At 72.8% G+C, this 21045-nt stretch carries 21 protein-coding genes and 1 tRNA gene; 10 read left to right on the plus strand and 12 right to left on the minus strand.

From position 1 onward, the window contains the following. Window positions 1-105: 105 nt before the first annotated feature. The 3 genes from PV341_RS16670 to PV341_RS16680 all read left to right on the plus strand — a co-directional run bounded on the left by PV341_RS16670 (window position 106) and on the right by PV341_RS16680 (window position 2044). Entirely contained in the window at window positions 106-1134 is a 1029-nt protein-coding gene (locus PV341_RS16670; protein ID WP_500322780.1) for a LacI family DNA-binding transcriptional regulator, read from the plus strand. Window positions 1135-1296: 162 nt separating this feature from the next. Further along, entirely contained in the window at window positions 1297-1485 is a 189-nt protein-coding gene (locus tag PV341_RS16675; RefSeq protein WP_500322782.1) for a hypothetical protein, read from the plus strand. Window positions 1486-1540: 55 nt separating this feature from the next. Continuing rightward, the gene (locus PV341_RS16680; RefSeq protein ID WP_500358224.1) at window positions 1541-2044 is read left to right on the plus strand and encodes a pyridoxamine 5'-phosphate oxidase family protein; all 504 of its coding nucleotides are present in this window, start codon (window positions 1541-1543) and stop codon (window positions 2042-2044) included. A gap of 7 nt (window positions 2045-2051) precedes the next feature. Here PV341_RS16680 and PV341_RS16685 read toward each other — a convergent pair whose 3' ends face one another. Continuing rightward, window positions 2052-2828 (minus strand): isocitrate lyase/PEP mutase family protein, encoded by a 777-nt coding sequence (locus PV341_RS16685; protein WP_500322784.1) that lies wholly within the window; start codon window positions 2826-2828, stop codon window positions 2052-2054. Between the two features lie 108 nt (window positions 2829-2936). On the opposite strand from PV341_RS16685, the gene PV341_RS16690 reads away from it, so the two are divergent. Further along, window positions 2937-3146, plus strand: a complete 210-nt coding sequence (locus PV341_RS16690) for a hypothetical protein (protein ID WP_499512004.1) — start codon at window positions 2937-2939, stop codon at window positions 3144-3146. 67 nt (window positions 3147-3213) lie between these two features. Next, on the plus strand, window positions 3214-3723 hold the full coding sequence (locus PV341_RS16695; RefSeq protein WP_499512003.1) for a flavoprotein: 510 nt from the start codon (window positions 3214-3216) through the stop codon (window positions 3721-3723). 80 nt (window positions 3724-3803) lie between these two features. Here PV341_RS16695 and PV341_RS16700 read toward each other — a convergent pair. From PV341_RS16700 to PV341_RS16710, 3 genes are all read right to left on the minus strand, one after another. Further along, a tRNA-His gene (locus tag PV341_RS16700) sits at window positions 3804-3876 on the minus strand. 91 nt (window positions 3877-3967) lie between these two features. Further along, window positions 3968-4579, minus strand: coding sequence for an oligoribonuclease (gene orn / locus PV341_RS16705; RefSeq protein WP_499512002.1), 612 nt, complete (start codon window positions 4577-4579; stop codon window positions 3968-3970). 5 nt (window positions 4580-4584) lie between these two features. Continuing rightward, window positions 4585-6105 (minus strand): helix-turn-helix domain-containing protein, encoded by a 1521-nt coding sequence (locus PV341_RS16710; protein ID WP_500358226.1) that lies wholly within the window; start codon window positions 6103-6105, stop codon window positions 4585-4587. A 714-nt stretch (window positions 6106-6819) separates the two neighbouring features. Between PV341_RS16710 and PV341_RS16715 the strand changes: the two genes are divergently transcribed. Next, window positions 6820-7341: a universal stress protein gene (locus PV341_RS16715; protein ID WP_500322789.1), complete on the plus strand. Its 522-nt coding sequence runs from the start codon at window positions 6820-6822 to the stop codon at window positions 7339-7341. A 107-nt stretch (window positions 7342-7448) separates the two neighbouring features. Continuing rightward, window positions 7449-8045, plus strand: a complete 597-nt coding sequence (locus PV341_RS16720; RefSeq protein ID WP_500358227.1) for an acetate uptake transporter — start codon at window positions 7449-7451, stop codon at window positions 8043-8045. A gap of 73 nt (window positions 8046-8118) precedes the next feature. Here the strand turns inward: PV341_RS16720 and glmS are convergent, their stop codons facing one another. From glmS to PV341_RS16750, 6 genes are all read right to left on the minus strand, one after another. Beyond that, complete coding sequence (gene glmS, locus PV341_RS16725; RefSeq protein ID WP_500322791.1) at window positions 8119-9933, minus strand: glutamine--fructose-6-phosphate transaminase (isomerizing); 1815 nt, start codon at window positions 9931-9933, stop codon at window positions 8119-8121. A 43-nt stretch (window positions 9934-9976) separates the two neighbouring features. Further along, a complete protein-coding gene (locus tag PV341_RS16730; protein ID WP_500322792.1) occupies window positions 9977-10252 on the minus strand; it encodes a hypothetical protein in 276 nt (91 codons plus the stop codon). A 73-nt stretch (window positions 10253-10325) separates the two neighbouring features. Continuing rightward, window positions 10326-11492, minus strand: coding sequence for an acyl-CoA dehydrogenase family protein (locus PV341_RS16735; RefSeq protein ID WP_499511996.1), 1167 nt, complete (start codon window positions 11490-11492; stop codon window positions 10326-10328). Window positions 11493-11500: 8 nt separating this feature from the next. After that, window positions 11501-12454, minus strand: a complete 954-nt coding sequence (locus PV341_RS16740) for a hydroxymethylglutaryl-CoA lyase (protein WP_500358229.1) — start codon at window positions 12452-12454, stop codon at window positions 11501-11503. After that, window positions 12454-14454 carry an acetyl/propionyl/methylcrotonyl-CoA carboxylase subunit alpha gene (locus tag PV341_RS16745; protein WP_500323048.1) on the minus strand — a complete coding sequence of 667 codons (2001 nt, stop codon included), beginning with the start codon at window positions 14452-14454 and terminating at the stop codon, window positions 12454-12456. Before PV341_RS16745 ends, PV341_RS16740 begins: the two co-directional genes overlap by 1 nt. Before the next feature lie 22 nt (window positions 14455-14476). Then, a complete protein-coding gene (locus PV341_RS16750; RefSeq protein WP_500358231.1) occupies window positions 14477-16105 on the minus strand; it encodes a carboxyl transferase domain-containing protein in 1629 nt (542 codons plus the stop codon). Between the two features lie 141 nt (window positions 16106-16246). Between PV341_RS16750 and PV341_RS16755 the strand changes: the two genes are divergently transcribed. The 3 genes from PV341_RS16755 to PV341_RS16765 are packed head-to-tail and all read left to right on the plus strand — an operon-like array spanning window position 16247 to window position 18979. Then, window positions 16247-16870: a TetR/AcrR family transcriptional regulator gene (locus PV341_RS16755; RefSeq protein WP_499511993.1), complete on the plus strand. Its 624-nt coding sequence runs from the start codon at window positions 16247-16249 to the stop codon at window positions 16868-16870. A 38-nt stretch (window positions 16871-16908) separates the two neighbouring features. Continuing rightward, the gene (locus PV341_RS16760; RefSeq protein WP_499511992.1) at window positions 16909-18066 is read left to right on the plus strand and encodes an acyl-CoA dehydrogenase family protein; all 1158 of its coding nucleotides are present in this window, start codon (window positions 16909-16911) and stop codon (window positions 18064-18066) included. A gap of 31 nt (window positions 18067-18097) precedes the next feature. Further along, window positions 18098-18979, plus strand: a complete 882-nt coding sequence (locus PV341_RS16765) for an acyl-CoA thioesterase (protein WP_500358233.1) — start codon at window positions 18098-18100, stop codon at window positions 18977-18979. Between the two features lie 17 nt (window positions 18980-18996). On the opposite strand, the gene PV341_RS16770 is transcribed toward PV341_RS16765, so the two are convergent. Beyond that, on the minus strand, window positions 18997-20181 hold the full coding sequence (locus PV341_RS16770) for a sensor histidine kinase (RefSeq protein WP_500358234.1): 1185 nt from the start codon (window positions 20179-20181) through the stop codon (window positions 18997-18999). Next, window positions 20178-20828 carry a response regulator gene (locus tag PV341_RS16775; protein ID WP_500322799.1) on the minus strand — a complete coding sequence of 217 codons (651 nt, stop codon included), beginning with the start codon at window positions 20826-20828 and terminating at the stop codon, window positions 20178-20180. The genes PV341_RS16770 and PV341_RS16775 overlap by 4 nt, the downstream gene beginning before the upstream one ends. Window positions 20829-21045 lie beyond the last annotated feature (217 nt).

Consider the following 21045-nt stretch of genomic DNA (forward strand, 5'->3'; position numbering starts at 1 on the left):
GCTCCCACATGTGATGTGTTGAAGAGTCTCCGTTCCCCGATGAGGTGTCAAGGGAGCAGACGCTCTAAGTTGGCGCAGTTACCACCTCGTGATTGGGAGGCCGCAATGGTGATCGGCGGACGGCGCAGCGGCAGGCCGACGCTCGAAGAGGTCGCCGCGCGGGCCGGAGTGGGCCGGGGCACCGTCTCCCGGGTGATCAACGGATCACCTCGGGTGAGCGACCATGCCAAGGCCGCGGTCGAGGCCGCCATCGCCGAGCTCGGCTACGTCCCCAACCGCGCGGCGCGCGCCCTGGCGGGCAACCGGACGGACGCGATCGCCCTGGTCATCCCGGAGGCCGAGACCAGGCTCTTCGCGGAGCCGTACTTCTCCGACATCATCCGGGGCGTGGGCGCCGAGCTCGCCGACACCGACATGCAGCTGCTGCTCACGCTGCTGCGGACGCCCAAGGAACGGCAGCGCTTCGCCCAGTACCTCACCGCCCACCGGGTCGACGGCGTCCTGCTGGCCTCGGTGCACGAGGACGACCCGCTGCCCGACCTGCTGGAGCAGTTGGAGATGCCGACGGTGCTCAGCGGCCGCCGCTCCGACCTGGAGTCGGTGTCGTACGTCGACTCCGACAACGTCGGCGGCGCCCGTTCGGCGGTCGCGCACCTGCTGGGGCTCGGGCGCAGGAGCGTCGCAACCATCACCGGCCCCCTGGACATGTACGTCGCCCGCTGCCGCCTCGACGGCTACCGTCAGGCGGTCGAGGCCGCCGGGCTGGTCCACGACAACGCGCTGGTAGCGGCCGGCGACTTCACCGAGGAGGGCGGCCGCGCCGCGATGCGGGCGCTGCTGGAGCGCCGCCCCGACGTCGACGCGGTCTTCGCGGCCTCGGACGTCATGGCCGGCGGCGCGCTGCAGGTGCTGCGCGAGCGGGGCCGGCGGGTGCCCGACGACGTGGCGCTGATCGGCTTCGACGACTCCGCCATCGCGCGCCACACCGACCCGCCCCTGACCAGCGTGCGGCAGCCGATCGAGGAGATGGGCCGCACCATGGCGCGGGTGCTGCTGGAGGAGATCGCGGCGAGCACCGCCACCCGTCGGCACGTCGTGCTGTCGACCGAGCTCGTGCGCCGCGAGTCCGCGTGACCGCCGCCCCGGCGGAGCGCAGTGCCAAGTGACGCCTACGACCTGAAGAGTTGGCCCGGATGCCGGGGGTGAGCCCCGTCACGTGAGGAGGGTCACGTGTGACATGGGCCCACGGGGCGCCATCCGCGGCTCTTTGTCACACCCCTCTCCTAAAATCAAGACATGCCACCGACCGTTCTGGACCGCCGCTCCGTCGAAGCCGCCAATGAGGCCATACGGCGGTACGTCGCGGGCCGGCGCACCTGGTCGCGCGCCGAACTGGCCGAGCTGGACCGCCTCCGCGGGATCTGGCAGGCCGCCCGCCAGGGACAGGGCGACGCCCCGGCCCGCCGCCTTCCGGGCGAGGACTGACACCGCCCCGGCAATGCCGACAGAGGATGTCGGGTATGCCGGGGAGCATGGCGGCATGACGACCAGCTGGACAGACTTCCAGGAAGCACAGCCCGGCCTCGCCGAGGCCGTGCGCACCCGATTCGGCGGCTACAAGCACCACGTCCTCGGCACCCTCCGTGCCGACGGCTCACCCCGGCTCAGCGGCATCGAGGCCGAGTTCCGGCTCGGCGAGCTGTGGCTCGGCATGATGCCCGGCTCCCGCAAGGCCCTCGACCTGCGCCGCGACCCGCGCTTCGCGCTCCACGTCAACCCCGGTCCCGACACCTCCATGGACGGGGGCGACGTGCGGATCTCCGGGCGCGCCGTCGAGGTCACCGACCCGGCGGCGATCGCCCGCTTCACCGGCGAGGTGACGGTGCCCGAGGGGCCCTTCCACCTCTTCCGCGCCGACATCGCCGAGGTCGTGCGCACCTGCGTCGAGGACCCCGACCTCGTCCTGCAGGTGTGGCGGCCCGGCGGTCCGCTGCGCACCGTGCGCCGCGGCAACGACGAGTCGCCCCCGCGCACGGACGGCTGAGGTGCCGTCAGTCCTCGGGGAAGGGACTGTCCCCGCGCGCCACGGTCGCGAGGAGCCCGGAGAAGTACCGCTGGACCATCTGATGGAGCTGGTGGCCGAAGCTGATCCGCGCCACCCCCAGCTCCGCCAGACGGGCCGGTGAGGGCCCGCCCGGCCGGGACAGCACGTTGACCGGGCGGCCGTCCACGGCCTCGACGACGGCCCGGACGGTGGCCTCGTCCAGCGCCCCGATCGGGTAGACGCAGTCCGCGCCCGCCTCCAGGTACGCCCGTGCCCGGCCCGCCGCGTCCGCCAGCCGCTCCGCGGCACCGGCGCCGCCGCGGAGGAAGCAGTCCGTCCGGGCGTTGATCACCAGCTCCGGGGCCGCCGCGCGCAGGGCGGCGATGTACGCCGCCTGCTCCCCGGGGTCGGCCAGCAGCCCCGTGCGGTGGTCGGTGTCCTCCAGGTTGCAGCCCACGGCACCGGTCGCGGCCAGCCGCTCCGCCAGCTCCGCGGGCGGCAGCCCGTAGCCCCGCTCCATGTCGGCGGTCACCGGCACGGGGACGGCACGGGCGATGCGGGCGACCGCGGCGCACATCTCGTCCGCGGGGGTGTCCTCCTGGTCCTGGTAGCCCAGGGTGGGCGCCACGGCCGCGCTCCCGGTGGCGACCGCCGGGAAGCCCGCGTCGGCCACGGCACGTGCCGAGGCGGCGTCCCAGACGTTCGGCAGGACCAGCGGGTCGCCCGGCACGTGCAGGGCGCGGAGTCGGGAGGCGAGGGCCGTACGGGAGGGCTCGGTGCTCATGCCCTCCACGCTACGAGCGCGGGTCCGGACCCGACGAGGGCCATTCACCCGTCGTGCGCCAGGGCCACTTCGGGTGCGCCGGGCGCCGGGGTGCCGCAAGCTGGACGGGTGAGCACCACCCCGATCGTCGTGTCCCCCGTCCAGGCAGGGGACCCGCCCTTCCGCATCGTGCAGATCGACGGGGAACCCGTCGGCATCGCCCATGACCTGCTCGACGTCGTCCGCATCGCCCTCGACGCCGGGCGGGAGCACGTCGACTTCGACGACCCCCAGGCCGTGCGCTGGCTCGGCGGGGGCAAGTACCACTGGGCCCCGTGAGGCCCTCCGGACGTCCGGTCCTCCGTACGGTTGCGTAAGATCCACTTCCCGCGATTGGGTGGTCCGCATGACTCGGACCCTCTACCTCTTCGCCGGTGCCGCCCCCTCCGTCTTCGACGTCGCGCGCGTCATCGAGGACGCCCAGGTGCGCGGCTGGGACGTCTGCCTCGGCCTGACGCCCACCGCGGCCCGCTGGCTGGAGCCGAGCCTGGACGGACTGGCCGCGCTGACCGGCCGCCCGGTGCGCCACGAGTACCCGCTGCCCGGCCGGCCCGAGGTCTGGCCGCCGGCCGACGTGATCCTGGTGGCCCCGGCCACCTTCAACACGATCAACGGGTGGGCACTGGGCCTGACGGAGACGTTCGTGGCCGGCACCCTCGCCGAGGGCATCGGCAAGCGCGTCCCGATGGTGGCGATGCCGTCCGTGAACGCGGCGCTCATGCAGCACCCGCAGTACGAGCGCTCGCTGGAGACCCTGCGCGCCGCCGGGGTCACGGTGCTCTTCGGCGACGCCGGGTCCGGCCCGGAGTACCCCTGGCAGCCGGCGCTCGCCGCCGCCGAGGCGGTCGCGGGCTGATCCGCCCCGCCCGGGGTCACGAGGGCCCGGGGACGAGGAAGGCCCGGTCTGCTTCCGCAGACCGGGCCTTCCCTGGTGAGGGTGAGTGACGGGACTCGAACCCGCGGCATCCTGGACCACAACCAGGTGCTCTACCAGCTGAGCTACACCCACCATGACCGGTGATTGCTACTGCTTCCCACCGGCCGAGAAAAAGTGTACAGGGTCCGGAGGGGTGCTCGCTGCCACGTTTTCCGTGGGTCGCTCAGTCCGAGGTTTCCGCAGGCAGGACGTACTTCGCGGCGATCGAGCGCGCCGTGTCGGTGTCCGGCCCGGGCTGGGGCACGAAGACCGCCTCGCGGTAGTAGCGCAACTCCGCGATGGACTCGCGGATGTCGGCGAGGGCGCGGTGGTTGCCGTTCTTCTCCGGGCTGGCGAAGTAGGCGCGCGGGTACCAGCGCCGGGACAGCTCCTTGATGGAGGAGACGTCCACGATGCGGTAGTGCAGGTGCTGCTCGAGCGTGGGCATGTCCCGGGCGAGGAAACCGCGGTCGGTGGAGACCGAGTTCCCGCACAGCGGCGCCTTGCGGGGCTCGGCCACGTACTGGCGGACGTAGTCCAGGACCAGCTTCTCCGCCTCCTCCAGCGTCACCCCGCCGTCGAGCTCCTCCAGCAGGCCGGAGGTGGTGTGCATCGTGCGGACGATCTCCGGCATGCTCTCCAGTGACTCGGCCGGCGGACGGATGACGATGTCCACCCCCTCGCCGAGCACGTTGAGCTCCGAGTCGGTGACGAGCGCCGCCACCTCGATCAGAGCGTCCTGGGCCAGGGAGAGCCCGGTCATCTCGCAGTCGATCCACACCATCCGGTCGTTCATACGTCTCACCCTACGGGGCGATCCCGCGGAGCAGGCATAGTCGCGCTGCGGCTGCGTCCGTCACGGCCGTCCCGGTCACCGCGCGGCCGCCGTGCGCCGTGCGGCTCGCGGGCGTCGAAACGGCTGCCGGGCTGCTCCGGGATGCGCGTCGCGTAGGGCGGCTCGGCGTCGGTCTTGGCCGTGCCCGGGCCACCGCCGGGACCGGCCTGCCCCGCGATCTGCAGCACCGCGCCGTGACCGCGGTCCGCGGTGGGCACGGGGCTGCGGCGCGGGGCCGGCACCGGGCCGCCTGCCGCCTCGCCGCCGCGTGGTTCCCGGGCGGCGGCGAGTGCGTTGTCCGGGTCGTCCTGCGGGCGCCGGGCCCGGTAGGCCGCCCGGTACGAGGCGGGGGAGGAGCCGAGCTGGCGGCGGAAGTGACCGCGCAGCGCGACGGGCGAGCGGAAGCCGCAGCGCGCGGCGACCTCGTCCACGGAGTAGTCGGAGGTCTCCAGCAGCCGCTGCGCCTGCAGGACGCGCTGGGTGATCAGCCACTGCAGGGGCGCGCTGCCGGTCAGCGTGCGGAAGCGGCGGTCGAAGGTGCGGCGGCTCATGTAGGCGCGGGCGGCGAGTGTCTCCACGTCGAACTGCTCGTGCAGGTGCTCCAGCGCCCAGGCGACGACCTCGGCGAGCGGATCGCCGCCGATCTCCTCCGGTAAAGAGCGGTCGAGGTGCCGGGGCTGGCCGCCCCAGTCGCCGCGCCGCGGCGGCACGACCAGCCGGCGGGCGAGCGCGTTGGCGGCCTCGCCGCCGTGGTCGCTGCGTACGACGTGCAGGCACAGGTCGATGCCGGCGGCGGTGCCCGCGCTGGTGAGGACGTCGCCGTCGTCGACGAACAGCTCGCGCGGGTCGACGTGGACGGACGGGTAGCGCTTGGCGAGGGTCGGCGCGTACATCCAGTGCGTGGTGGCCGGGCGGCCGTCCAGCAGCCCCGCGGCGGCGAGCACGAAGGCGCCGGTGCACAGCCCGATGATGCGCGCGCCCTCCTCGTGCGCGCGGCGCAGCGCGTCCAGCGCCTCGGCGGGCGGCGGCTGCGAGATCGAGCGCCAGGCGGGCACGACGACCGTGCCGGCCCGCGACAGCGCCTCCAGCCCGTACGGGGCCGACAACTCCAGCCCGCCGGTGGTGCGCAGCGGGCCGTCCTCACCGGCGCAGACCAGCAGCCGGTAGCGCGGCACGCCCGCGTCCTGGCGGTCGATGCCGAACACGGAGAGCGGGATCGAGCTCTCGAAGATCGGGCCGCCGCTGAACAGCAGTACGGCGACGACCTCCTGGCGGCGTCGTGCCGACAACTTCCGTGATCCGCGGCCTTGTTGGGTGGTGGCGGACGGGCCGGCCGGGCCTGACGGAACGGAGGTGCTCACCGGGACGCCGGACGCTCCCGGGACGTGCGGGACGCCCGGTGCCCCCGTCGACGCGGACGGTGCGGTGGACATGCCGGCGGCCGACTGGATCTCCGCCATGGTGCCGGTCCTGGACTCCTGTGTCATGGAGCTCAAGCCCCCCTCGGTCGTCTGGTCCTCTCGGTCCTGCACGGGTCCCCCGCCGTTGTCACCCAAGATCGAATCTACTGGTTCCGCTGTACCCGCAGTGGCAAGTTCACCACCTGCCGGTATGTCGACATGACCACGTGGCGTGAAGCATTCGATCACGAAGCGTTCCCCTCGTGAAGTGTGCCTTCCGCGAGGGGAACCGGCGCACAACGCCCGTGCGCCCCCTCATTCCGCTTCCGCCCTGGTGGCGGCGGGGGTTGTGGCACATGATCCCAAGTCCCCCTGGGGATAGGGAAGTTGGCCGAAAATGATGGGAAGTCCTGTACGCACCCCTGGTCAGCGCTCCGTCGTACGCCCCTTGTGTGGCCGGAGAACGAGTGCGCCCCCTATGCCTCGTACGGCCGGGAGGACGATTCCGGATATGGCCGGAGGCGGACAGCGGGAGAGGGCCGGGCGCGAGGTGACTTGTCCGATTGGCGGCGGGGCGTTGCGCTCGACGGCCGGCTCCGGCATTCTCCTGGAAACTCCGGGGTAGGGGGACGCTGTGAGGGCGCCTGCGCATCTGTGCAGGGGCCCCCAGTCGCCGTACTCTGGAGTCAGCGGGAAGGGCAGCCCCTTACCGGTCGAAATCAGGCCGGTCCCGCGGCCCCCGCACTGTTGTTGTCCGCCCACTCGGCGCTCCCGGCGCCGACCTTGCCGAGAAACCGCATCATGGCCGGTTACGAGCTCCCCGAGCCCGCCGACGGAAAGCCGCTCGCCGAATCGGCGGCGGCCCCGGAGGCGGCCTGCGAGCCGCGCACTTCCTGTGATCCCGCCTTCCGGCACGGCGTGGTCGTCGGTTTCGACGGCTCCGTGTCGAGTGAACGGGCCCTCGCGTACGCCATCGGCATGGCACGCCGGTCCGGTTCTGCGCTGATCATCGTGCACGTCGCCAACAGGCTCCCGGCGACCGTGTGGGCGGGCTGCGAGCCGCCCGTCTTCGTCGACGTCCCCGACCACCGCACCGAGGTGCTCGGCCTGGAACTCGCCTGCGCCGACCACCTGTCGGAGGTCCCGTGGATCCTGGTCGAGCGCGGCGGCGACATCTGCCACGAGCTGGAGGAGGTCGGCCGGGAGTACGAGGCCGACGCCATCGTGGTGGGTGGGACGCACGGGATCATCGGCAAGATCTTCGGGTCGGTCGCCGGACGGCTCGCGCGGCGCGCCCAGCGGCCTGTCGTGGTCATTCCATAACGATTCGGTGCACGCCGCCGTGAATACGGCCTCCGCAGGATTGCTTGTGCCCTTGTGAAGGGTATCTCATCAGCAGTTTCTTCCCTCGTACACGAAGGGGGCCCGCGGTGGACAACGACGTCTCCACGGCGCGCACGGCAGGAGCCGGTGCTACGGCTCTGGGATATCTGACACTCGGCCTGACGCTGATCGCCTACGGGCTGCTCAGCACCGGCGTATTCGACAACACCGCGGCGGCGGACGCCGCGCGGCTCGCGCTGGTCGTCGGCGGCGTCACGCAATTCGTCGCCGGCATGTGGGAGTTCTACGGTGGCAACGGCTTCACCGGCACCGCCTTCGCCTCACTGGGCGCCTTCTGGGTGACCTGGTCGGCGGGGTCCGGCGCGGGCGCGAGCAAGGAGGCCGCCGGGCTCTTCATGCTCCTGTGGGCGCTGCTGGCGCTCAGCCTGACCATGGCCGCGTGGCAGATGGGCGGCGTGGCGCAGGCGGTCTTCGGGCTGCTGACCGTGGCCACGGCCCTGTCCGGCATCGCGGCACTCGCCTCCAACAGCGGCCTCGGCAAGGCGGGCGGCTGGGTCGGCCTCGCGGCCGGCGCGGTCGCCTGGTACGGCGGGACCGCACTGCTCACCAACGCCACGTGGGGCCGGCGCGCCCTCGCCGACGGCTGGCGGCTGGCCATGCCGCACCGCGGGCACGCGGCCTGACGTCCGGGGAGGCAACGGCGAGGCCCCCCGCGCCGAAGGGCGCGGGGGGCCTCGTGCGTGCCGGGGCCGTCGGCTACTCGACCGTCACGGACTTCGCGAGGTTGCGCGGCTTGTCGATGTCCCGGCCCAGGGCCAGCGCCGTGTGGTAGGCCAGCAGCTGGAGCGGGACGCCCATCAGGATCGGGTCGAGCTCGTCCTCGTTCTTCGGGACGACGATCGTGTGGTCCGCCTTCGCCTGCTCCTGGTGCGCGACCGCCAGGATCCGGCCGCTGCGGGCCTTGATCTCCTCCATCGCGGCGCGGTTCTTCTCCAGCAGCGAGTCGTCCGGGATGATCGCGACCGTCGGCATCGCGGGCTCGATCAGGGCCAGCGGGCCGTGCTTGAGCTCGGAGGCCGGGTAGGCCTCGGCGTGGATGTAGGAGATCTCCTTGAGCTTCAAGGACGCCTCCAGCGCCACCGGGTAGCCGCGCACCCGGCCGATGAACATCATCGACTTGGCGTCCGCGTATTCGGCCGCCAGCTTCTTGATGTCCTCCTCCTGCGTGAGGATCTCCTGGATCTGCTCGGGCAGCCTGCGCAGGCCCTCGATGATCCGCTTGCCGTCGGCCACCGACAGGTCGCGGATGCGGCCCAGGTGCAGGGCGAGCAGCGCGAAGGCGACGACGGTGTTGGTGAAGCACTTGGTGGAGACGACGCAGACCTCGGGGCCGGCGTGGACGTACATGCCGCCGTCGGTCTCACGGGCGATCGCGGAACCCACCACGTTCACCACGCCGAGGACGCGGGCGCCCTTGCGCTTGAGCTCCTGGACCGCCGCCAGCACGTCGTACGTCTCACCGGACTGCGAGACGGCGATGTAGAGGGTGTCGGGGTCCACGACCGGGTTGCGGTAGCGGAACTCGGAGGCCGGCTCGGAGTCGGCGGGGATGCGGGCCAGGCCCTCGATCAGCGAGGCACCGATCATCCCGGCGTGGTACGAGGTGCCGCAGCCGAGGATCTTCACGCGGCGGATGCCGCGGGCCTCGCGGGCGTCGAGGTTCAGGCCGCCCAGGTGCACGGTGGAGAACTTGTCGTCGATCCGGCCGCGCAGCACGCGGTCGACCGCGTCGGGCTGCTCGCTGATCTCCTTGTGCATGTACGTGTCGTGACCGCCCATGTCGTAGGAGGCGGCCTCCCACTCCACGGTCTCGGGGGTGGCCGTGGTGCGGGTGCCCGAGGTCGTGTAGGTGCGGAAGTCGTCGGCCTTCAGGGTGGCCATCTCGCCGTCGTCGAGGGTGACGACCTGGCGGGTGTGGGAGATCAGCGCGGCGACGTCGGAGGCGACGAACATCTCCTTCTCGCCGATGCCGAGGACCACCGGCGAGCCGTTGCGGGCCACGACGATCCGGTCGGGGAAGTCGGCGTGCATGACGGCGATGCCGTACGTGCCCTCGATGACCTTCAGCGCCTCGCGGACCTTCTCCTCCAGGGACTCGGCCTGGGAGCGGGCGACGAGGTGGGTGATCACCTCGGTGTCGGTCTCGGAGGCGAAGACCACACCGTCGGCCTCCAGCTTGGCGCGCAGCTCGGCGGCGTTGTCGACGATCCCGTTGTGGACGACGGCGACCTTGCCCTCGGTGTCGAGGTGCGGGTGCGCGTTCTCGTCGCTGGGGGCGCCGTGGGTGGCCCAGCGGGTGTGGGCTATGCCGGTGGTGCCGGCGAAGCGCTTGGGGACCCGTGCCTCCAGCTCACGGACCCGGCCCTTGGCCTTGACGGCCTTGAGCCCGCCGGACTTGCCGGCGACCACGATGCCCGCGGAGTCGTAACCGCGGTACTCCAGCCGCTGCAGGCCCTCCAGTAGCAGCGGGGCGACATCACGCTTCCCGATGTAGCCGACGATTCCACACATGTTTCCGTCCCTCCCGGTCGCTCGAGGCGGCCCGGTCTCGCTGTCAGCCGTAGACGATGCGGCGCAGCTGCCGCAGTGAGTACCCGGGCGGCGTGACCGCCCGGTACGGCAGCTCGGCCGTGATCCGTTCGAAGATCTCCGCGTTCTGCAGACCCTTGGCCTGCAGCTCGCGGTGGCGGCGCCGTACGAAGTCCTCGGCCGTCTCGTCGAAGTACGCCAGGATGTCGAGGACCACCCGGGCGGCCTCGCCGCGTTGCAGCGGCGTGGTCCGCACCAGGTGGTCGACGAGGTCGTCATGTGTCGTCTGGCGTTCGAGCACCGGTCGATACTGAGGGAAGGAGGAGGCTGATCGCAAGATTTCTGCCCGATATCGGGCAGGGAGGTGGCGAAAACTACGCCGGAAGGCCGAGCTCGCGCGCGATCAGCATGCGCTGCACCTCGCTGGTGCCCTCGCCGATCTCCAGGATCTTGGAGTCCCGCCACATGCGCGCGACCGGGTACTCGTTCATGAAGCCGTAGCCGCCGTGCACCTGGGTGGCCTCGCGGGCGTTGGTGACCGCGATCTCCGAGGAGTAGAGCTTGGCCATCGCCGCCTCCTTCTTGAAGGGCTCCCCTGCGACCAGCCGGGACGCCGCGTCCCGCCAGGCCAGCCGGGCGGTGTGGGCGCGCATCTCCATGTCGGCGAGCTTGAAGGCGACCGCCTGGTTGCTCCCGATCGGGCGGCCGAAGGCGGTGCGCTCCTTGGCGTAGGCCACCGACTCGTCCACACAGCCCTGCGCCAGACCGGTGGCCAGTGCCGCGATGGCGATCCGGCCCTCGTCCAGGATGCGCAGGAACTGGGCGTAGCCCCGGCCCCGCTCGCCCAGCAGGTTGGCGGCCGGCACACGGCAGTCGGAGAAGGACAGCTCGCGGGTGTCGGAGGCGTTCCAGCCGACCTTGCTGTACTTCTTCGACACCGTGAAGCCCGGGGTGCCGGAGGGCACGATGATCGAGGAGATCTCCGGGCGGCCGTCCTCCTTGCGGCCGGTGACGGCCGTGACCGTGACCAGCGAGGTGATGTCGGTGCCCGAGTTGGTGATGAAGCTCTTGGTGCCGTTGATCACCCACTCGCCGGTCGCCTCGTCCAGCCGGGCGGTGGTGCGGGTGCCGCCGGCGTCGGAGCCGCAGTCCGGCTCGGTCAGCCCGAAGGCGCCCAGCTGCTCGCCGGAGGTCAGCTGGGGCAGCCACTGCCGCTTCTGCTCCTCGGTGCCGAAGCGGAAGACCGGCATGGCGCCGAGCGAGACCCCCGCCTCCAGGGTGATTGCCACGGAGGAGTCCACCCGGGCGAGCTCCTCCAGGGCGATGCAGAGGGCGAAGTAGTCGCCGCCCATGCCGCCGTACTCCTCGGGGAAGGGCAGGCCGAACAGGCCCATGCGGCCCATCTCGCGGATGATCTCGTAGGGGAACTCGTCGTGCTCGTAGAACTCGCCGATCTTCGGCGCGACGACGTCGTGCGCGAACTCCTCCACGGTGCGGCGGAGTTCCTCGTACTCGGCGGGGAGCCGGTGGGCGGTCGTCATGGCTGTGGTCACTCCTGGTGGGAGAGGGCGCGGACGGTACGGGACGGGCTCGGTCGGCCCAATTGCTCCGCCATCCACACGCTGGTGGCGGTGAGGCGGCTGAGGTCGACCCCGGTCTCGACGCCGAGGCCGTCGAGCATCCAGACCAGGTCTTCGGTGGCGAGGTTCCCGGTGGCGCTCTTGGCGTACGGGCAGCCGCCGAGGCCGCCGGCGGAGGCGTCGACGACGCCCACGCCGTGCCGGAGGGCGGCCAGGGTGTTGGACAGTGCCTGGCCGTAGGTGTCGTGGAAGTGGACGGCGAGCCGCTCGACGGGCACGTCCAGGCCGGCCAGGGTGTCGAGCAGCGCCACGACGTGGCCGGGGGTGGCGACGCCGATGGTGTCGCCGAGGCTCAGCTCGTCGCAGCCCAGGTCGTAGAGCCGGCGGGCCACCGCGGCCACCTGAGGCACGGGCACGGGGCCCTCCCACGGGTCGCCGAAGCACATCGACAGGTAGCCGCGCACCCTCGCCCCCGCCTCCTTGGCGGCGGCGACGACGGGAGCGAACATCTCCAGCGACTCGTCGACCGTGCGGTTGAGGTTGGCCTTCGCGAAGGACTCGGTCGCGCTGCCGAAGACGGCGACCTCGCGCACCCCCAGGGCCAGGGCCCGCTCCAGCCCGCGCTGGTTGGGCACCAGCACGGGCAGCCGGATCCCGTCGCCCAGGTCGTCCAGCAGCGGCATCAGCTGCTCGGCGTCGGCGAGCTGGGGCACCCACTTGGGGTGCACGAAGCTGGTCGCCTCGATGGTGGTCAGCCCGGCGTCGGCCAAGCGGTGCACGAACTCCGCCTTGACCTCGGTGGGCACCGTGGCCTTCTCGTTCTGCAGCCCGTCGCGTGCGCCGACCTCGTGGATGCGCACCCGCCGCGGGAGTCCGTCCAGGGGCACGGACATGGGCAGCCCGGGAGTTCGCTCGACGGCCATCACCCGGCCTCCTGCTGGTGCGGGGCGACGACCGCGAGCACCTGGTCCATGGCGACGGTGCTGCCCGGGGTCACGTCGATCTCGGTGACGGTGCCGTCGTGCGGGGCGGTGATGACGTGCTCCATCTTCATCGCCTCCACCACGAGCAGGCTCTGGCCCGCGGTGACCTCGTCGCCCTTGGCGACCTTGACCACGGTCACCGTGCCCGGCATGGGCGCGGCCAGGGTGTCCACCCCGCCCGCGCCCGCCGCGCCGCGCAGCGCGGCCTCGACCGGGTCGTACGGCTGCAGGCGCCAGCCGTCGCCGTCCCTGCCCAGCCAGTCGCCGGCGTGGCCGAAGGCGTGCGTGACGCCGTCCCACTCAACGGTGATCCGCTGTCCGGAGCCGGGCAGCAGCCGGGCACGCACCGCGGGGGCCTCGTCGATCCGCACCTCGGCCTCGGGAGCCCTGCCGCGGACGCGGACCCGCACGGCCTCGCCCCCGGGTACCCGCAGCCAGTGGTCGGTCCAGGCGGGCTCCCCGCCGAGCCGCCAGCCGCTCGGCACGGAGAAGGGGTCCCGCCAGGCTCCGCCGGCCGCCGCCGGTTCCAGGGCCGCGTGGCGCAGCAGCGCGGCCGCCGCGTACACCTCGACGGGCACCTCGGAGGGCACCAGGCCCGCCAGCTCCCGGTCGATCAGGCCGGTGTCCATCTCGCCGGAGACGACGTCGGGATGGGCCAGGAGGCGGCGCAGGAAGCCGGTGTTGGTCTCCAGGCCCAGCACGGTCGTCCCGGCGAGGGCGGCCCGCAGCCGGCGCAGCGCCGTCGGGCGGTCGGGGCCGTACGCGATGACCTTGGCGAGCATCGGGTCATAGGACGTGCCGATCTCGCTGCCCGCACTGAGCCCGGAGTCGACGCGCACGCCCTCGCCGACGGGCTCGTCCAGCGCCAGCACGGTGCCCGCCGACGGCAGGAAGTTGCGGGAGGGCACCTCGGCGCAGATCCGGGCCTCGACGGCGTGCCCGGTCAGGGCGACCCCGTCCTGTCCGAAGGACAGCCGCTCGCCCGCGGCGATCCGCAGCTGCCACTCCACCAGGTCCAGCCCGGTCACCAGTTCCGTGACGGGGTGCTCGACCTGGAGGCGGGTGTTCATCTCCATGAAGCAGTAGGCGGACGGGTCGGCGCCCGGGACGATGAACTCCACGGTGCCCGCGCCGACGTAGCCGCAGGACAGCGCGGCCTGCACGGCGGCGGCGCCCATGGCGGCCCGGGTCGCCTCGTCCAGCAGGACCGAGGGGGCCTCCTCGATCACCTTCTGGTGGCGGCGCTGCAGGGAGCACTCGCGCTCGCCGAGGTGCACCACGTTGCCGTGGCCGTCGGCCAGCACCTGGATCTCGATGTGCCGGGGACGGTCGATCCACCGTTCCACCAGCAGGGTGTCGTCCCCGAAGGAGCCGCGCGCCTCGCGGCGGGCGGCCGCGATCTCCTCGGGGAGCAGGGCCGTGTCGCGCACCAGGCGCATGCCCTTGCCGCCGCCGCCCGCGGAGGGCTTGAGCAGCACGGGGGTGCCGATCTCCAGGGCGGCGGCCGTCAGCTGCTCGTCGGTGAGCCCGCTGCCGCTGCTGCCCGGCACCACCGGGACCCCGGCCTCGCGGACGGTCTCCTTGGCGCGGATCTTGTCGCCCATGAGCTCGATGGCCCGGGCGGGTGGCCCGATGAAGGCGAGCCCCGCCTCCGCGCAGGCACGGGCGAAGGCGGCGTTCTCGGCCAGGAACCCGTAGCCGGGGTGGATGGCCTGGGCGCCGGTGCGGGCGGCCGCCTCCAGCAGCCGCTCGATCGACAGGTAGCTCTCGGATGCCGCCGCCGGGCCGATGCGCACGGCGGTGTCGGCCTCGCGCACATGGCGGGCCCCGGCGTCGGCGTCGCTGAAGACGGCGACCGAACGGATCCCGAGCCGCCGCAGGGTGCGGATGACGCGGACCGCGATCTCGCCGCGGTTGGCCACCAGGACGGTGTCGAACATCGCTGACATCTGAGTGCTCCCCCTACATCCGGAAGACGCCGAAGCCCGGCGCCTGCGGATCGCGTTGCGGAATCGGCGCGTTGGCGCACGCGGTCAGGGCCAGTCCCAGCACCTGGCGGGTCTGCAGGGGGTCGATGACCCCGTCGTCCCACAGCCGGGCCGTCGCGTAGTAGGCGTTGCCCTGTTCCTCGTACTGGGCGCGGATGGGGGCCTTGAAGCCCTCCTCGTCCTCCGCCGCCCAGGTATCGCCGGCCGCCTCGATCTGGTCGCGCTTGACGGTGGCCAGCACCGAGGCGGCCTGCTCGCCGCCCATGACGGAGATCTTGGCGTTGGGCCACATCCACAGGAAGCGCGGCGAATAGGCGCGGCCGCACATCGAGTAGTTGCCCGCGCCGTAGGAGCCGCCGATGACCACGGTCAGCTTGGGCACCCGGGTCGTGGCCACCGCGGTGACCATCTTGGCGCCGTGCTTGGCGATGCCGCCCGCCTCGTACTGACGGCCCACCATGAAGCCCGAGATGTTCTGCAGGAAGAGCAGCGGGATGCCGCGCTGGTCGCACAGCTCGATGAAGTGCGCGCCCTTCTGGGCCGATTCGGAGAACAGGATGCCGTTGTTGGCGACGATCCCGACCGGGTGGCCGTGGATCCGGGCGAAGCCGGTGACCAGCGTCGTGCCGTACTCGGCCTTGAACTCCGCGAAGCGGCTGCCGTCGACGAGGCGGGCGATGACCTCGCGGACGTCGTAGGGGGTGCGCGAGTCGACCGGGACCGCGCCGTAGAGCCCGGCCGGGTCGACGGCGGGCTCCTCGACGGGTCCGACCGTCCACGGCAGTGCGCCGCGGGCGGGCAGGGTCGCCACGATGTTCCGCACGATGCGCAGCGCGTGGGCGTCGTCCTCGGCCAGGTGGTCGGTGACGCCGGAGGTGCGGGAGTGCACCTCGCCGCCGCCGAGCTCCTCGGCCGTGACCACCTCGCCGGTGGCGGCCTTCACCAGCGGCGGGCCGCCCAGGAAGATCGTGCCCTGGCCGCGGACGATCACCGCCTCGTCGCTCATCGCGGGGACGTAGGCGCCGCCCGCCGTGCACGAGCCGAGGACGGCGGCCACCTGCGGGATGCCGCGCGCGGACAGGGTGGCCTGGTTGAAGAAGATCCGCCCGAAGTGGTCGCGGTCGGGGAAGACCTCGTCCTGCTTCGGCAGGAAGGCGCCGCCGGAGTCGACCAGGTAGACGCACGGCAGCCGGTTGTCCAGGGCGATCTCCTGGGCGCGCAGGTGCTTCTTGACCGTCATCGGGTAGTACGTGCCGCCCTTGACGGTGGCGTCGTTGGCGACGATCACGACCTCGCGGCCGGAGACCCGGCCGATCCCGGCGACGACGCCGGCGGCCGGGGCCTGGCCGTCGTACATGCCGTCGGCGGCCAGCGGGGCGAGCTCCAGGAAGGGCGATCCGGGGTCGAGCAGCCCGTCCACGCGGTCGCGGGGGAGCAGCTTGCCGCGCGCGGTGTGCCGGGCGCGGGCCTTCTCGCCGCCGCCGAGCGCGGCGGCGGCGAGCTTCTCGCGCAGCCGCGCGGACAGCTCGGCGTGCGCCTTCGCGTTGGCGCGGTAGGCCTCGCTCGCCGGATCCGCGGCGCTGGCGAGGACGGGTGCTTCCATGTCACGGGCCCCCGGAGGAGTTAGCGGTCGTTAACGTGTTGTCGACCACGTTAGCGGTCGTTAACACGGCTGTCTAGAATGGTAGGACGATGAGATCGCGGGGGGCATCCGCAGACCGGACGCCTCGCGGAAAGGTGCGGTGTGGAGCCCACGAGGACGGCGGCCAAGGCGGCCAGCGGCAGGCGCGACCAGATCCTGAGGGAGGCCGCGCGGCTCTTCGCCGAGCGCGGGTTCCACGGGGTCGGCGTGGACGAGATAGGGGCGGCCGTCGGCATCAGCGGCCCCGGGCTGTACCGGCACTTCGCGGGCAAGGACGCGATGCTCGCCGAGCTGCTCGTCGGGATCAGCGGCCGGCTGCACTCCGCGGGCCGCATGCGGGTGGCCGAGGCCGACGGCGCGGCCGCCGCGCTGGACGCCCTGGTCCGCGGGCACATCGACTTCGCCCTGGACGACAGGGCGCTGATCACCCTCCACGACCGTGAACTGGACCGGCTCCGGGACTCCGACCGCAAGCTCGTGCGCCAGCTGCAGCGCCAGTACGTCGAGCAGTGGGTCACGGTCGTCCGCGAGGTCCACCCGGGGGCGGCCGAGCCCGAGGTCCGCGCGGCCGTGCACGCCGTCTTCGGCCTGCTCAACTCCACCCCGCACCTCGGCCCGCACGGGGGGCTGCCCGGCCGCGCGGCGACCGCCGTGCTGCTGCACCGGCTGGCCCTGGGCGCCTTCGCCGCTCTGGACAGCGCGCATAACCGGGAAGTAACTTACTGAGCGCTTGCTTATCGCCCAGTGTGCAGAGGAGGCGCCAAGTGCGTCGCACGGTATTCAACGAGGACCACGAGGCCTTCCGGGAGACGATCCGGGACTTCATCGCCAACGAGGTCGTGCCCGTCTACCCCGAGTGGGAGGAGGCGGGGTACCCGCCCCGCGACTTCTACCGGCGCCTGGGCGAGCTGGGCATCTTCGGCATCGAGGTGCCCGAGGAGTACGGCGGCGCCGGCATCACGGGCTGGAAGTTCAGCGCCGTGGTGACCGAGGAGTGCGCCCGCGCCGGCGTCAGCTTCGGCAGCAGCGGCGTGCACACCGGCCTGGTGCTCCCGTACCTCCTGGAGTTCGCCAACGAGGAGCAGAAGAAGCGCTGGCTGCCCGACTTCATCAGCGGCGACATGATGACCGCCATCGCCATGACCGAGCCCGGCACCGGCTCCGACCTGGCCGGCATGACCACCACCGCGAAGCTCTCCGAGGACGGCACCCACTACGTCCTCAACGGCGCCAAGACCTTCATCACCGGCGGCGTGGTCGCCGACCGCGTGCTGGTGGTCTGCCGCACCTCGCCGGCCACCCCGGAGGACCGCCGCCGCGGTCTGTCGATCCTCGCGGTCGACACCACGAGCGAGGGCTACGCCGTCGGCCGCAAGCTGGAGAAGATCGGCCTGCGCACCTCCGACACCGCGGAGCTGTCCTTCACCGACGTCAAGGTCCCCGTCGAGGACCTGCTCGGCGAGGAGGGCAAGGCCTTCTCCTACCTCGCCCACAACCTGCCGGTCGAGCGCCTGGCGATCGCCTTCGGTTCCTACGCCCAGGCCGACGCCGCCGTCCGCTTCGCGGCCCAGTACGTGCGCGACCGCAAGGTCTTCGGCAAGAGCGTCGCCGAGTTCCAGAACACCAAGTTCGTGCTCGCCGAGTGCGCCTCCGACGTCGACGCCATGCAGGCCGTCGTCGACCGCGCCCTGGAGGCCCACGAGCTCGGTGACTTCACCGCCGCCGACGCCGCGCGCGCCAAGCTCTTCTGCACCGAGACCGCGGCCAAGGTCATCGACCGCTGCCTCCAGCTGCACGGTGGCTACGGCTACATGCTGGAGTACCCGATCGCCCGCCTGTACGCGGACAACCGCGTGCACCGCATCTACGGCGGCACCAGCGAGGTCATGAAGTCGATCATCGCCAAGTCGATGGGGCTGTGACCGGACGGTCCGCCGACCCCGAGAGACACACGTGACCAACCACGCACTGCAGTCCCTGCTCGATCTCCTCGACCTCGAGCGGATCGAGCAGGACATCTTCCGCGGCGCCAGCCGCCCCGCCGTCGTCCCCCGCGTCTTCGGGGGCCAGGTCGCCGCACAGGCGCTGGTCGCGGCGGGGCGCACGGTCCCGGAAGGACGCGACGCCCACTCCCTGCACGCCTACTTCCTGCGCATGGGCGACCCGGGCGCGCCGATCGTCTACCAGGTCGACCGCATCCGCGACGGCCGCTCCTTCACCACCCGCCGGGTGGTCGCGGTGCAGCACGGGCAGCCGATCTTCCACCTGTCCGCGTCCTTCCAGACGTACGAGGACGGGCTGGAGCACCAGGAGCCGATGCCGCCGGCGCCCGACCCGGAGAGCCTGCCCACCGGCGAGGAGCTGCTGCGGCCGCACAGGGACCGGTTCCCCGACCCCTCGGTCGTGGACCGCCTCCTGGAGGCCCGCGCCGCCGTCGACCTGCGCTACGTCGACGCCCCGCCCTTCCTCGCCGCCGGGGCCGGGCCGCGTGAGCCCCGCTCCCAGGTGTGGTTCCGCACCAACGGGAAGCTCGCCGACGACCCGCTGCTCCACGTCTGCCTCGCCACCTATGTGTCGGACATGACGCTGCTGGACTCCGTGCTGCTCGCCCACGGGCGCGGCGGCTGGGCGGTCGGCGACGTGGTGGGCGCCAGCCTGGACCACGCCATGTGGTTCCACCGGCCGTTCCGCGCCGACGAGTGGCTGCTGTACGACCAGCAGAGCCCGTCGGCCTCCGGCGGGCGCGGGCTCGGCACCGCGCGCATCTACACCCAGGACGGGCGGCTCGCCGTCTCCGTCATCCAGGAGGGTTTGGTCCGCGTACCGCGGGACTGAGCCGCCGGGTCACCGGGTCACCGGTCCGCGGCCAGCGGCAGTGTCGCCCGCACCAGGAAGCCGCCGTCCGGCTCCGGACCCGCGTCCAGGGTGCCGCCCAGCTGGGCGGCGCGCTCGCGCAGCCCGGTGAGGCCGTGGCCGCCGGACGGCAGCGCCGGGCCGGGCGCGCCCCCGCCGCACGGCGCGTTGCGCACCGCGACGTGCAGCGCGTCGGCGGCGAGCCGTACGGTCACCTCGGTGCGCGCGCCGGGAGCGTGCTTGCGCACGTTGGTCAGGGCCTCCTGCACGGTGCGGTACGCCGCGTGCTGCACCGGCGGCGGGCACCCGGGCCGGCCCAGGGCGGTCAGGTCGCCGTACACCTGCGGCCCGGCCGCGGCGAGGAGGGTGGGCAGATCCGCGAGGCCCGGGCCGGCGTCCTCGCCGCCCACCGCCACCGGCATCCGCAACAGCCCCACCATATGCCGCAGTTCGTCCAGGGCGTCGCGGCTGAGCTGCCGCACCGTACCGGCCGCGGCCCGCGCCTCCTCGCCCCGGGCGGTCGCCTCCAGCGCGCCCGACTGCACGGCGATCAGGCTGATGTGGTGGGCCACGGTGTCGTGCATCTCCCGCGCGAGCCGGGTGCGCTCCCGCACCACCGCCCGTTCCGCGGCCAGCCGCCGTTCCCGCTCCCGGCTCTCCGCCAGCTCGGCGAGCCGCGCCGCGAGCTCCCGGCGTGACGCGGCGAGCAGCCCCAGCGCCGTCGGGGCCACGGCCAGCAGTGCCGACAGCAGCACCGCGAGCACGGTCGCGGCGGGGGCCCAGTCGACCTCCCCGATCCACGGCCAGGGGAAGAACGACACAAAGGCGACGGCTGCCGCGCTGCCCAGCGTCACCACCATGGGCGGCGGGATCCGCCTCCGGCCGGGGAGCGGCTGCGGCCCCCGCCGCAGCAGCCGCCGGGCGCGGGCCACGGTCAGGGCGCCGCCGTCGGCGGCGATCGTGTACAGCGCGGCCATGGGGGCCAGCCACACATAGCCCAGCGACAGGGCGGGCAGCGTCGCCAGCAGCACCGTCAGCGGCAGCCGGCGGCGCAGCGCGAGGGCGCCGGCGGCCAGGTACGCCGCCGACAGCGCGAGGGGACCGCCCAGGGAGCGGGTCGCCCAGGCCTCGGTCGCCGCGACGGCGACCAGGCACCCGTCGGCGACGGCCCGGGGGAGCCTCACGCGGCGCTCCCCGGCGAGAGCCCGGCCCGGTGCGCCAGGATCGCCAGCGACACCCGGTTCGGCGCGTCGAGCTTGCGCAGCAGGGCGCGGACGTGGTCCTTCACCGTGGCGACGGTGATGTGCAGCCGCTCGGCGATCTCCAGGTTCGACAGGCCCCCGGCGACCAGCAGCAGCACCTCCCGCTCCCGTCCGGTCAGCCGGTCCAGGGGCGCCCCGGCGGGGTCGGCCTCCTGGGCGTCGGCCGTGCCCAGGTAGCCGTCGACCACGGCGCGGCTGACGGTGGGCGTGAAGACCGTCCCGCCGGAGGCGAGCACGCGGACGGCGTCGATGAGGGTGGCGACCGCCGTGTCCTTGAGCAGGAAGCCGGTCGCGCCCGCGCGCATGGCGGCGGTGATGTGGGCGCTGGTGTCGAATCCGGTGAGCATCGCGACGGCCGGCGGATCGGGCAGCGCCCGTACGGCCCGCAGCACGGTCAGCCCGTCGGGTTCCGGCATCACCGTGTCCAGGAGCACCAGGTCGGGCTTGCGCGCGCGGACGGCGGCCAGTGCCGCGCGGCTGTCGCAGTCCGCGACCACACCGATGTCGCCCGCGGACTCCAGGATGCGCCGCAGGGCGGTCCTGACCAGTGTCTCGTCGTCGACGATCACGACCCGTATCACGATCCCGCGCCTTTCTCCGGACGGCCTTCCACTCCACCCGAGGGTGGACCGCGAACTCCATCCCGGGGGTGATCCACCGGCGGCGCCGGACCGGAAGAATCGACGGCGATCGTAACGAGCACGCCGCCGGGTCGCATGTCCGGGCGGCCGCGCCCGTCGGTCGACGGGGGAAACGGGGGCTCACGGGGAAAACGGGGGCTCACGG

Source organism: Streptomyces sp. PA03-1a (genome assembly GCF_033792805.1).
Classification (GTDB): domain Bacteria; phylum Actinomycetota; class Actinomycetes; order Streptomycetales; family Streptomycetaceae; genus Actinacidiphila.